At 54.5% G+C, this 13650-nt stretch carries 6 protein-coding genes; all 6 read right to left on the bottom strand.

The genetic code is table 11. The features are described from left to right. Nucleotides 1–725: 725 nt before the first annotated feature. The 6 genes from E8M83_RS14890 to E8M83_RS14915 all read right to left on the bottom strand — a co-directional run bounded on the left by E8M83_RS14890 (nucleotide 726) and on the right by E8M83_RS14915 (nucleotide 13647). The gene (locus tag E8M83_RS14890) at nucleotides 726–1703 is read right to left on the bottom strand and encodes a zeta toxin family protein (RefSeq protein WP_137174123.1); all 978 of its coding nucleotides are present in this window, start codon (nucleotides 1701–1703) and stop codon (nucleotides 726–728) included. Further along, nucleotides 1703–2251 (bottom strand): hypothetical protein, encoded by a 549-nt coding sequence (locus E8M83_RS14895; protein ID WP_137174124.1) that lies wholly within the window; start codon nucleotides 2249–2251, stop codon nucleotides 1703–1705. Before E8M83_RS14895 ends, E8M83_RS14890 begins: the two co-directional genes overlap by 1 nt. Nucleotides 2252–2684: 433 nt before the next feature. Next, nucleotides 2685–9269, bottom strand: coding sequence for a DUF3320 domain-containing protein (locus E8M83_RS14905; protein ID WP_137174126.1), 6585 nt, complete (start codon nucleotides 9267–9269; stop codon nucleotides 2685–2687). 247 nt (nucleotides 9270–9516) lie between these two features. Next, complete coding sequence (locus E8M83_RS25975; protein ID WP_170976817.1) at nucleotides 9517–9885, bottom strand: hypothetical protein; 369 nt, start codon at nucleotides 9883–9885, stop codon at nucleotides 9517–9519. A 293-nt stretch (nucleotides 9886–10178) separates the two neighbouring features. Next, nucleotides 10179–11396, bottom strand: a complete 1218-nt coding sequence (locus E8M83_RS14910) for a hypothetical protein (RefSeq protein WP_137174127.1) — start codon at nucleotides 11394–11396, stop codon at nucleotides 10179–10181. A gap of 160 nt (nucleotides 11397–11556) precedes the next feature. Beyond that, complete coding sequence (locus E8M83_RS14915) at nucleotides 11557–13647, bottom strand: AAA family ATPase (RefSeq protein ID WP_137174128.1); 2091 nt, start codon at nucleotides 13645–13647, stop codon at nucleotides 11557–11559. Nucleotides 13648–13650: the final 3 nt, after the last annotated feature.

Genomic DNA, 13650 nt, shown 5'->3' on the forward strand with positions numbered 1-13650 from the left:
ACTCAAAATTTGATAAAGCAGATCGGGCGGCAATGACTTCCACTCAACAGCCAATCTTTCTGGCTCGAACTTCGGCGTATCAGTTTGAATGCGATGATATCCTGTTCATCCGTTTGACCGTGGTATAGACCGTCATCAGCTACTACGTCTGCACAATTCCTTACGTAAGTACCAGTGCATAACTTACAACAATGACTAGGTATGCCTGCTCTTTTCTGTTCTTTTGACGCTGGAACCACCACTCTCTTGCTAATGTGAGCAATGCACCCAAAGCTACACCGATGAGCCCAAATATCGCCGTAACCATGTACCTCGTACCTCCCACACTTCATTGATACAGCAGTCAAGTTGCGGACGATACCAAATTGGTCTCGCGCGACTCGCCTTCCATTTTATTGGAAAGCAACCAAACATTCCATGTATAAAGGGTATTTTCTACCTGGCGGGGCGCTATCACGACTTATCGATAAGTCAGGTGGCGTGCAACAGTTAGACGGTCGTTAGACAGAGTTCGGCTTGCTTGAGGACGGCAATGATATGCCTGTCTGTAAAACTGGATGTCTTCATATAGAACTTGCTGTGTCTTGAGTCGACGATTCTACTCCTATACGCGCATTTTCACGGAGGACTGCCTTCAGCAAGGAAGCAACCGGCACTATGTTTAGACAGCACAACGCTTAAACTTGCGCAAACAAAAAAGCCGGGAATTCCCGGCATCTTTCTTCCTACCGCTCAGAGCCAACGTCTAGATTTGGCTCTACTTGAAGCTTGAGCCTTGCCGGCCGTAACTCGATGCGCGGTTCTGTATTGTAGTCATATGTAATCAGGCACGGTGTATCAACTACGTATTTCTGCTTGGTCATCGTGTTCAGCATCAGTTTGTCGTGAATCGACAGCGTCTTATTGCCATCATAAACCGCAAGATAGTAAGCGGTTTCAAAAGCAATCGTGCCGATATATTCGCCCGCCAGTTCGTTCGGTAGTTCAAGTTTAAACCCACGTTTCTCGATTTCCCGTTCCAAAGCATCCATCTCCTGGCCGCGATGCTCCAAGGGTTCCAAAAGTCGTGTTTTCACCCACGGCTCCAACGGCTCAGCTAGACGAATCTCGTCGCCTTCGATTGCTGCCTGAAGGGTTGGGGAAACGCGATCGTACGAGTTGTCGTAGACATAGCTCGCGTCAGCGATCTCAACGGCCTTCGGTAGCAGTTCTAACGTGCGCTCATACCTGCTACGAATTTTGTCAACCGGCACATCATGACCGGTAGTAGTGTTGCTCGCTACCCGCTGCTTGACCCGCTCGACATTCTTTTCCGGATCGTTCGTGGTAATGAAGGTTACATAGACGGAATAATTCGCTTCTTTCAACCGCTGCAACTCGTTCAACCGGGATGGATGCGACATGACCGTTTCAAAGGAGAACGGCTTACGCTCAGCAAGAAACCCTTCGCGCATCGCCCACGCCTGCTTTTGAGCCGCTTCATCACGTTGTTTCGCCGAAAAGTGAGCTGGATGGCTCATCGTCTTGGCAACTACGTCCGGGTTGACCTCATCGATTGGTGGAAAGACTTTTGCTCCATTCAGGGGCAGACCCTGCTCTTTCAAAATATTCATCATAGAGGTCTTGCCGGAGCCGTTGGGGCCGCAATAGACAACTACGTGTAATGGATTGACGGGCTGTTTATTGTTATCGTGTTCGGGCATTAACGGGCTAAATCTTTATCTCCAACCCTACGGCCATACTCAAGGGGAGGGTCGATTGGTTTGTCGGTCGACGGCTTAGCAGTCATAACTACTTGGCCGTTATGTATGGAAGTAACATAGTTCTGATCTAAGACAAGCCTTGCTGTATCAAGGTCGATTTTTAGACCCTTTCCCTTCAAGCCCCTACGCACGGCGCCGGGTGAGCTCCCCCTACCCTTACCTTTCATAGCAAGTGCTACAGCAAGCGCCTGGGCCGATTTTCCAGCCCTCATTTGATCGCCCGACCACCAATTACCAACAAAATATGCGACGGCTTCCGCTAGGGTTGACTGCTGCACCCGGGCAACCTGGCGCGGCGCTACCTCAACTGGTTTCTGCTTCACTTCTACTACCACTTGCGTAGACGCTTGTTGCATCCGACTCGCTTCAAGCTTGCGAAACTGTTCCTGGAATCCTTCATCAAGAATTCCTTTCACATGGCCGTAAGTCGTGTCAAAAACTTTGGTGTTTTCGTCAATCGTCCCGACAACCTTAAATGTGCGTCGCATAGCACTCTCCAAATCTGCGCGTCTTCAGAATGTCGCGCTCCTGTGGGAATTATACCCCCTCCCCGTAAACCTCCAGCAGTAAGAAAAGTCAGCTAAAGCTGTCTCAACTCCCTACTCCCGCGCTCTTCCTGGCTCCACCTACAGCACATTCGGTGCAAGTTCTGGAGAACCGGCTGCGCCGCAGATGCGGCAGTAGTCGCGTTCGACACGCACATCTGCACAAACCCACTAACCTGACAGCAAGCTTTCGGTCTTCAGGTCTTCAGGTCTTCAGGTCTTCAGGTCTTCAGGTCTTCAGGTCTTCAGGTCTTCAGGTCTTCAGGTCTTCAGGTCTTCAGGTCTTCAGGTCTTCAGGTCTTCAGGTCTTCAGGTTTTAGCATGCTGTAATGCTCAGGCAATACATTATAGGTGCCATGAATCGCCACGAGTGCGCTTAGACGCTCCTGAGCCCTTGGCTCTCTTGTCGTGCAGCCCCAAGGGCACTTTCAAACCGCCCACGACTCGCAGCCCTAACATGATGCATCCCCAACCGCTTCGCCATCGCAGCCACAGCCCCATCCCTGCCTTTGCCTTCCGCAAGGACTAAGTTGGCCAAGGACACCAGCTCAGCCATGCAAATTTCATCCACATTTCGCTCGGCGTCCGAGTCACCACTGAACACGATTGCAGCCTCAGGCCCTCGGTCATTCGGCCAGAAGAACACTCCTACGTCTTCCTCAGTATGCTTCAAGCACGATAACGCGATCGCCGATACGCGCTCCTGGATACGCGACCCTGTGCGTTGCCAACCATGGGCCCTAGCAATCTTCCGCGCTAAGACCGTGTCCCGGAGCGGCCCATCACGCCCGACAATCTGCTCGACCATCGTACGAAGCTGAACATCGTAGGCGGCATCAAAAAAAGCGTCGGCCTTCACCCCAAACGATCCCGCACACAGGTCGAGTTCCGACTGTCGAGCAGCCGCCGCGCTGTTACCAGATTTGACGCCGTCTTGAGCGGCATCTTCTTCAGGTGAACCCGTATCAATTGGCACTCCTATTTCAGGAGCGGCGCTCGCCTCTGCCCGAGCCCTAGCAATGGCCTCCCTCGCCTCAACCTCGGCCGCTTCCCGCTCCTTGTCCTTGCTACGCTGGTGCCGGCTAAGCTCCAGCAATCGCTCCAACGATGCATGCACCTTCTCAAGCGTCCTCTCTCTATCAACCCACCAGTCGGTCGACCAAATGCGCACGATCTCCCACCCTAGCCCGCGCAGCACTTGCTCACGAAGCATGTCCCGATCGCGCGCCGTAGCTGACCGATGATAGGTCGCGCCATCGCATTCAACACCGCATAGATATCTGCCCGGCGCGTCGGGATGAACTACTCCCAAGTCGACGCGGAATGACGACGCACCAATCTGCGTTTGCACATGCCACCCTTTCGACGCTAGTGCACTTGCCACTGCTTCTTCAAACGGGCTCTCGAACCCACCAAGGCTGCCTTTGGTTGCTTCGGCGAGGGCCCGCGGGCCACGCTCTGCAAACTCCAGAAAGTGCCTCAAGTCCCTCACGCCAGCCGCCTGCGTGCGCGATAGATCAAACTGCTCCGCCTTCAAGCTCGAAAACACCCGCAGTTCGTGGCGCGCGCGGGTGATTGCCACGTTCAGCCGGCGCTCACCGCCATCCCGATTCATTGGCCCGAAATTCATCGAAACTGCGCCAGCGAGATCAGGCCCGTACGTGATCGAAAAGTAGATGATGTCGCGCTCATCCCCCTGGACTGATTCCAGGTTCTTCACGAACAGCGGCTCCAGCTCCATCTCCGAAAAATACGACTCCAGCGACGGGTCCTTCCTGCGTTCGTCGTCGAGTAAGTCCTCGATGAGATTCATTTGTTCACTATTAAAGGTGACTACGCCGATGGTCAACTTGGAATCCTTGAAACCTGGCGATTTCAGCTTGGCGACGATGTCCGCTACCAACGCTTTTGCTTCCAGTTGGTTAGTGCGCGCGCCTCCCTTCGCGTAGACACCTGCGACGTGATGGAAGCTGACAGCACGGTCTTCGGTGACGGGTGATGGGAACGTCACCAGGCCTCCACCGTAGTAACGGTGGTTGGAGAATGCGATTAGTGACTCGTTGCGGCTACGGTAGTGCCAGGCCAAGTTCATCGTGGGCAAATTCGCGCCCATGCACTCGTCGAGAATGCTTTCCAGGTCGCCTTCGACGTCCTCGTCGTCCGCCGACGATTCGGCGCGATCGAAGAAAGCTGTCGGCGGGAGCTGTTTCGGGTCGCCGACCATCACGACCTGTTTGCCGCGCGCCATGGCGCCGATCGCGTCCCATACCGGAATCTGCGACGCCTCATCAAACACGACAAGGTCGAACGTGCTGGCGTCCGCCGCCAGGTACTGGGCAATCGACAAAGGGCTCATCAGCAGGCAAGGCGTCAGCTTCGCGAGCGCAGTCGGGATGATCTTCATGAGTTCACGCAGCGGCTTGTGCTGCTTCTTCTTGTTGATCTCATGGCGCAGCTCGCCCCACTCTGAATTGCGGGTAACTGTATCGGCCTTTGGCATGCCGGCACACAGTGACGCCCTCACCCACGCACGCGTTACGTCGGTGAATTGCTTCTCGAGCGCACGAAAGTCGCCGATGCGTTTCTCGTGTTCCGCCGAAACGAAGCCACGGATGACCGGTTCGTTGTCAACCGCCCGGTTGAGCCACCAGCGGCTGTAGTTTGTTTCGAATGCCCTTAACACCTCAGATAGCCGCATTGCGCCGCTTTCCATCGCATGGACAAGCGGGGCGAGCGAATGTGCCATCGCTTCGTCGCGAACTTTCCGCCATGCGCACCAGGCCCTGAGGCGAGGTTCGGCGGACACGATCTGCATGCAACAGGTGATCAAGTCGTCCAACGACAATTCGTTGAAATGCAGAGCCACGCCTTCGCTGAAGGCGCCGGTTGTGGAAAGGTGTCCGACCGCCGGCTGGAATGCCTCAAGCCCATGCAGGTACTGCCTGCTGGCGCCGACAAACGGTCCGGACGGACCAAGCATGGCGTTCCCATCGACGACCAGCTGCTCGAATGCATGCCGAAGCGCCGCCGTGTCCTCCGGTGATTCGGCCAGGTTAGAAATGGCAGCCGAAACGCTCCCGTGAAATGCCGCCACGCGGACTATCGTCTCTTCGCTGGTTTGCAGGCCGGCCCAAGTACCACCAGTAAGCGAGCGCAGTTCATCGAAGCCCCGCAGCTTTTCTTCGACAACCGCGCGCTGGCGCAACCGCTGGTAGTCGGCCGCTAATGCTGCGCCGCAATCGGACGACGCCACTTCGTCGTGTTCGCCTTGGAGTGCTCCTGCGTCCTGGACATCCCGGAGAGCGGTCGCAAAGCGCATTGCAGCAGCCAACAGATGCGAGCGGGTCGCGTGCCCGGCCCACAGACCGCCTGTGTCGTCCGATAGAGCCTGCAGACCAGCGATATCTGCATCGAGCCCTCGCAACATCCGAAGACGATCTAGCTCGGCGGCGAGTGCGGCACCGCACCTGCCATTCTCGATAGACTCGAATTCCTGATCGGCCCAGTCGGCCCGCTGGCGCGCCTTTGCCAGCGACTCCTGAAACCGCAGCGCCGTCCGGACGAATTCCTGCCGCGTTTTCAAACCTGCCCAGATCCCTTCGACTACCGGACCGATCTCGACCCCCGCAAGCTCGGATTTGAGATCGCGGATGCGCACCAGGATCGGAAGGTCCTTCGCGACGTCCGCATCACCTGCTCCCGTCACACAGTCCTGCAAGGTCCTGGTGAGCTGGCGCTTGCGCAGCCATGACATCGGCCACACGCTGCGCTCGGCCTCCGCCCAGCCCCGCTGCAGCTGATGGACGTTGACCTGCTCTACCTGCTCGCCGTACCGAACGGACAAGTTGTCTTCGCTCGCCGCCAGATCGTCAAGGAGCCTCAGCCCTTTCTCCAGCTCGGCCACTGCGTCCGCCGACCACGGTTTCCCAAGCTCCGTATGCACGCGTTCTCGCTCGGCCAGCAGCGCAAGCGCTTTTTTGCAGCGCGCAACGAGGGACTCCGGCCAGGCCGGGCTGATTTGTGCGGTCAGTTCCCGATGCTGGAGGACGAACTGCATCCCTTCCCGCAGGCGGCCAAGCAGTTCCGGCACATTAGGGCGGAACACGAAGCCCCATTGGTGACCAAACGCGTCTGGAAGGCTGCGCGACAGCTCGGCGATCGCGGCACGAGCGCGCCGGTTCGTTGGAAGGCCCAACAGACCGGTCACATCCTGGAAAGCCGAAATCGCACGCTGCACGTCCCCAGCGGCTGGGACAACGAAGCGTGCAGCACCGACAAAAGACTGCTGCCACGTGGGCGTCCAATCCGCGCGGCCGACTGCCATCAGCGGTCCCCTGAGAAGCTCGTCGGTGCCGACCGCCTCCGCGTTCACACCGAGCCGTTCGGCCACCTCGCGTAGCAGGTCGAGCTGGGCCAGGTCATGGACGTTCGCATCGGTCCAGGAGAGCTCGAGCACCGGCACGTCTGTTCCATCGACAACGTTGCCGATTGCCTTGTAGATCGTGAGGCCGTTCGGATGCCGGTGATGCAGCCGCTCGACATACTCATTGAGGCCGTCACGGTAGCGCCTCAGCTTGAGGGCTTGTGCGCGCCACTCATTTGGATCGACATCGCCCTGCGCATCCCATGCCTTTTGAAGCTGGGTGATCACATCGAGCTTGCGCGCTTTGCTGGAGTGGAGCTCCAGACAGAATTCGCCCAGGCCCACTTCGCGCAAGCGCCGGTACACAACATCCAGCGCCGCGATCTTTTCGGAGACAAACAGGACGCGCTTGCCTTCAGCGAGGCATTGGGCAATAAGGTTGGCGATCGTCTGGCTCTTGCCGGTACCCGGGGGCCCTATGAGAACGAAGTCCTTTCCCTTCGCCCCCGCCATCACGGCCGACAGCTGCGAGGAATCGGCGGGTAACGGGCAGAACGTCGTCTCGGGCCCAAAATCGGCGTCCAACTGCTTCGCTATCGGGAACGCAACCGTCGAGGGATACGGCTCGCGCGGTGTGTCGATCAGGTGCCGTACAACTGCGCTCTGACGCAACTGGTCGGTTCGCTGCGCCAGGTCCACCCACATCAGGTATTTGGCGAACGAAAACGATGCTAGCACAACTTCGTCTGACACCTCCCACCCCTTGATGTCGCGGACTGCATGCGACACAATCTTCCAGATGCGTGCAATGTCCAATCCGGCATCGTCGTGCGGCAGGTCGCCGTCCATGATACCCAGGTTCAGGTTGAAATCCTGGCGCAACATCTCGATAAGCGTCGGGTTGAAGCGCGGCTCGTCCTCGTGCAGGCACACCGTAAAGCCGGACCGCGCGCTCTTTCGGTGCAGGGAAACCGGAATAAGGATCAACGGCGCCTTATATTTCTGCCCGCCTTTATCGTCGCGTGTCCAGTTCAAGAACCCGAGCGCAAGAAACAGCGTGTTCGCGCCGCCCTCCTGCAGCGTCGTCCGCGCGTTGCGATACAAGTCGACCAGCCTGGTTTCAAGTTCCGTCTGATCCGCGCTGACGAACACTTCGCGCCGCTTGAGCGCGTCGAGAGCATGCTCGCGGCGCACGTCCTCACGAGAACGCTGCTCGTGTATAGCTTGATTACGCGGGTCCCGCCCGTCCATCAGGTCCGGCCGGGGCAATAACCGGATCGGCGCACCGTCTGACAACATGTCTTCCAGTGCACCGGGTTCTGGAGCGTCCAAGCGGATGGACTTTTTCCCAGACTTAAAATTGAGCAGATTGTTGCGCAGCGAAAGGTCGAGCAGCTTGCGCTGCCAGCGCGCGAGCCTGTCCTTAGGGTCGAGCACTGGTACTTCCGTAACCAGTAAGTCGTCATCAGGAAGATCCGGCGCCCCATCATCGAAAGTCGAGGCGGTTCCGTGGATCGCATCGTCGCTAGGGGGAATAACGACCTGGCTGTCGGCGCTGGCGAGCGGCTTGATGCGCTGCATACGAGCACGCCGGATGTCGACGACGAGCTCGAACTCTTCCTCTTTCTCTTCCGAGATCGCGCTCGCGGCTAACTCGGTGGCGTACGTAAAGGTTGGGGCCGGGCGTTGGGTAATCAACGTGGTCTCGAACAGCACCAGTTCCTTCAGCCTCACGCGCTTGCGAATGGCGGTTACGTCGTCCACCACCACCGTCGAGAATTCTTCTTGGCGCAGCCAGACCCCGGCAAACGCGTGCCCTTTTGTGAACACGACGATGGGGTTCAAGCCAGCTTGTTCCAGTGCCGAGCAAAACAGTAGCGTGAGATCGAGACAAGTACCGATGCGGGCGTCCAGCAATTGCGACGAGCTGCGGACCTTTTGTCCGCGGTGCTCGAAACTCGCAGGCGGCAATGCATAGTCGAGGCCGAGACCTGCCACCGCCGTCCACAGTGCCGAGGCGAGCTCCCATGCCCGTTTCGCGCCCTCCTGGTAGCCGTTCAGTGCAGGGCTTTTGCCCGCCTCCCTGAGAACTTGCGCGGTTTGCTTCAGCAGCCGGTCGACGGCCAGCTCGTTAGGCTGTACGAACGCCGCAACAAGATCCGGAAGATGGGACAAGCCACCCCACTGGTTACGCGGCAGGAGCTCGACCTTGCGTTCTTCGGTCGCGAGCACCCGCTCGTCTGCCGTTCCCGCCTTCTCGACCACGGAAAATGTCATGGTTGAGGTCTCTGCCTCGGTCAGTTTGCCGAGCAGGACGCCGTCGAGAGACACGTCACAGTCCTTGATGCCGTAACGGGACTTCGGACCGCATGCATCGATCGACCATGTCTTCGGTTTCAAAAATGGGGGGTAAGACTCGAGACGTACTTGCAGGAGCGAGAGTTCGCGGTCACTGTCGTTCACGACCGTCAGTTCGCGCAAGAGGGGAACAGAATTCTGAAAGTCTGCGAGGTTGAGCTTGCTAGTGTTCGAAATACGGATCGAATAATCGATCGGTGCCTTGGCGGTGGTTTCCGCCGAATCCAATACCTGTTCCACGCTCGTCCCCAATTGTAGCCCTGTCTTTACGCCTTACCGCGCACATATCGCTACGGAATTCGGCCATGATTGACGGTAACATATTGAAAACAAACAAACACTCACCAATTCTCTCAGGAATGTTAAGCGATGCGATTCCATTCGAACGCCTAAAACGACTGCGAGGGTTTTCACAGTCGAGACAGCAAGAAATAATGGGTAGACGAAACGTAAAATCTGTCAGAAAATTTCACAAAAAAGAGCGTTTTCAGATAGGCATTTTTACAACGTGCGCTACAGTAGCGGCGCGAGATTTTTCAGTGCCAGTAGGTTCTTCGGGCGGGCACCGCAAATCCGTATCCTGCATTACTTGGAGATCGATATACTCCTGTTTAGTAGCTTGCCCTTCTCCAGCTGTAAAGGCAACACCCCGCCAGTTACTAACGCGGTGTCCGTGAACGCATACGTTCGATAGACAGTTGCGCCGGCTACCATGATTAATAGCCAGCAGCACGCTGGTATACGCATACTTCAGCGGTAGCGCCCCAGATTCAGTGCCATGTTTAATACCATTGAATTTTTTGCCTAGCGCTGCATGGACATGCCCGTCCGACAAAATAAAAAAGCCGTTGATCATACATACGAATGATCAACGGCTCTTCAGTTTTCACTTCAAAATCAGTTACTTAGAAACTCCGGTCACTCCCACTCAGTCATCAACAAGACAAAAAATCCTTTATATAACAACCATTTAAAAATCACACATCATTCGATACCACGAAAAATACCACGTTTGACCGCGCTAAGGCAGTGCTCAACTCCTTCGACAGTTCCGGAGGATTGTTGAGAAGCCTCAACAAGGACAAGCTCACCTTGGGAGCCCGAAATATCATGCGAGGGAGTAGGCCTCTGTGAAGTAGCAATCGCCGGCTATTTAGTTGTTGTCGGCGAGCCATACCACTCCCATCGGAGGAAGTCCGGAAAACGACGGAGATGGTCGCGCGTCTTTGCCAACCTACTCATCTCTTGCGCGAGACTGGCGAAGTGTTGACCAATTTCTTCATACCGGTGTACGGCCTCGGGCAGATTGAACTCGTTTAGCATCGCGTCCAGACTCTTGGTCTTACTGTCGCGCGCCGAGTGCAGGAATCCGAACAACCCTGACACGAGCAACAGTACCTCAGAGGGGATGACAGGATTCGCAGGCATCGCTTGCTTCTGAAGTTGCACCCCCGCATGAAGCACCATGAGCATCCGCGCCGGTAGTGGCGGATGCGTGCTCGCAGCGAGATCACCAAGCTCCTTGCGAGGCTTTGACAAGAGTGCGGCGAGCCCGATCGACGAACCCACCAGCACTGCAAACCACCTAAGCTTTGGATTCGTCAGAACGGTTTCCCACACGATGTCTCTGTGATCGTTGCCGAGCTTGCCCCTCGTTGCGAACATCTTAGCCTGCATTTCTAGATACTCGATCGTGTAACGCAATCCGTTCAGGTCAGCATCGGCTTCCAATGCTTGTTGCCATGCCTTGGGTCCGCCACCGTCCGACGGCGCTGCGGCGAGTGATACTTCGTCGATAGACCAAGTGCGCTCGTCGTCAGACAAGCGCTGAAGTTCCTCGCTTGCCGACGCCGTAGCCATGACCCATTCGTGTCCTAGGCCCGCATGAGCAAGCTCGTGATGAACTATGAAGTCGAAGGCGATCTGGGCGAGCACCTCGCCATAGCTCTGGAAATCGCGATTGGCTTCTGGCATCTCAGCCCAGAGTTGGCGGACGAAGTTGTTGTCATCCGGCGGGCTCTGCATCGCCACCGCCAAAAGTCTGTTCACCTGACCGCAAACCGCCTGGATATTCTCGATGAGTCCTTGGGTCACCACGATGCCGTAGCACTTGTATGCCCAAAAAGCCCATGCCCCCAGCTCATTTGACCTGATGATTGCGAACTCGATTGATTTGGCGTACTTCGGGTTGTTCTCCGAGATGCATTTCTCCATGCGAGAAGCCATGCGCTGACCGAGCTGGAGAAACTGCTGTTGCTCTGCGGCCAAAACACCCATCTCGCCTACCAACCGAACTGGATCTGTCCAATTTTTGTTCAACAGTTTGTAGTTGGCTTTCAGCCACTCATGCAGGTAGCGCTGTTGCAATTATCTTACTCCCCTAAAATAAAGACCATTTGCACACTATCTAGTTTTGAAATATTGACAGCTGCGAAGCTCCAAGAAACAAGCCACAGACAACGTGAAGCGCGTCATCAGCACTGATATATTTTCTCGACTCATCTGTGGATCACGCCAGGTGAATCAATCAAGCAGCGCGCACCAGTCTGTCACATTCTTGAACTACGTACTCGGGAACGTTGTCGAACTTGTGCGGGTTAAGTTGCATAACGTACTCATTCTCGATATGGAAGGTCTCGTTCACAAGTTTTTGAAGCACGCCATCTTTGTCTGACGAAGAATTAAAAATTCGGAACAATTGCAACTTATCATATCCAACCGTGGCCTCGTCATATCGGCGCACCATTTCATCTCGATTCTGTATGATCGTAAGTATCGCCTGGTAATCGAAATCTGGAATAAAGCGCGCAATTCCGGCATAGGCCTTCGCTATATCCTCATCCGTCATCGGCACATCCCCTGCAGCAGTCTTTAATATAGGCACTGGCCGTGCATGTAGCAGATTTGCAAGATAGTTATATTCCGTCCCCAGATCATCGACGATTTCAAAATGGCGTCGTAAGTATATACATTTGATCACAGCATCAGACAACTTCTGTACATTCCACGAACAAACCTGTGCAAACGTCTGAATGTCTGATTCAAAAATCGGAGTTTCTGTAATCACACCTGAACGCGACGATAGAAAATCCGCAGTCGGCTTCGGGTGCTGAAATTGATTTTTCACACTACGGATAATGTCAATCGCAGGTTCAATATCATGCGTCAGCATAAGCACTGTAGTGTTTCGTAGACTAGCCTTGCCACGGAAAAGCTCGCTCAAAATCGCAAATTTCTTCGTTTTGTCAAAACTTGATACCGGATCATCAAGTACAACTAAGCCAGGCTTCGCGCTAAGTACCTGATGCATGAAAAGGACCAGCGCAAACGCATTCTTTTCACCATAACTCAAGTGCTGCGCAGCAGTCTCGATGTGCTGGTTCATATCCTGGTGCACCAGCTTCATTTTATAAGACTCGGACTCAGGTTGAATTGTCACCTGATATTTGTATCCAGCCGACTTCAAGAAACCATTGATACTTTCCTGATTTTCATGAATAGAGCGCTCGATTTGGCGCTTATGCTTCTTAATTTTACCCTTAAGCTCGCCCAACCTGCCAATCAATCCGGCCAGCTTCTTATTTATTGGGTCAACAATAAGGACTGTTTCAGTGGAGTTGAGTTTATCCAGCAATGTAAGATCAATAGTGAGCTTTGCAATTTCGTCTTCAATTTTTCCGACATCACGCAGAGCGAAAAATGAGATCGACCTAAGGGCCTGCAATTTGGAGATGAGAGTTTCGACATCGCCCCGAAGAGCACTTAGGAAATTTATCTCTTCCGGAGAAAGCTCCACTTTGGACTTGGTGATAACTTCAAGCTTCTCGCGGCACGATTGCTCAAAATATTTACCTAGACGAAGGATAACTGCTTGAAGGCCGTTCAGATGCTCGACGGCCTTTGAATCGTATTCTTTAGATACCTGTCTAGCTATTTTTTTTTCGGGCTCCTTAATATCTGAGGCGCAATATGGGCAATTATCAGATAGCTCCAAAAATTCGTTACCTTTAGTTTGCCAGCCAATCCATTTGGCGGGATTTTCGCTCTTAATGAAACTCTCAAAGGCTGTTAGTTCGGCAGGAATGTTTTCAATCTTGTTTCCCGATCCGAATGCTTTATAACCTTTGCTGGCCTTCGATAGAGCACCTGTCTTAGTGACGCCAAATGCGTCGCATACTTCCTTGAGATCAGAAATGGCTGCATCTAGATCCTTGTTTTCCAAAAAAGCGGACTTGATACCGGAAAATAAGTCCTCTATTTCGCCCATTGCAGCTCGGAATTCATCGTTACGTACGAATATGTCAAAGCTATTCTTCAGTACCTCGTCCCTTTGAAAAACGAACTGAGACACATAGGTATCGTCAAACACTAGAGCAGAACCGATCTCATCCACCCCCTGGACCAAAGGATCATGCTGCCCAACATGCTCGCGAAATTTGAAAGGCTTGAGATTTTGTAACGTACCGTCGCGAGTGACGGCCGCTAAGATCGATCGGGCAATCGTGCTTTTTCCTAACCCGTTGGGCCCATATTTAATGTTCAGTGTTCCCTTTGTAATAGCAATCTCGGCTGTTTCGATGCTGTTGCAGTTTTGGATCTTAACGTTGTAAGTACTCATCAA

Source organism: Massilia sp. HP4, assembly GCF_005222695.1.
In the GTDB taxonomy this organism is placed as follows: Bacteria; Pseudomonadota; Gammaproteobacteria; order Burkholderiales; family Burkholderiaceae_D; genus Telluria.

Excerpts from the sequence above, each read along its gene's own strand:
- E8M83_RS14890 (WP_137174123.1), bottom strand. The coding sequence starts at position 1,703 with ATGCCCGAACACGATAACAATAAACAGCCCGTCAATCCATTACACGTA.
- E8M83_RS14895 (WP_137174124.1), bottom strand. The coding sequence starts at position 2,251 with ATGCGACGCACATTTAAGGTTGTCGGGACGATTGACGAAAACACCAAA.
- E8M83_RS25975 (WP_170976817.1), bottom strand. The coding sequence starts at position 9,885 with ATGATCAACGGCTTTTTTATTTTGTCGGACGGGCATGTCCATGCAGCG.
- E8M83_RS14915 (WP_137174128.1), bottom strand. The coding sequence starts at position 13,647 with ATGAGTACTTACAACGTTAAGATCCAAAACTGCAACAGCATCGAAACA.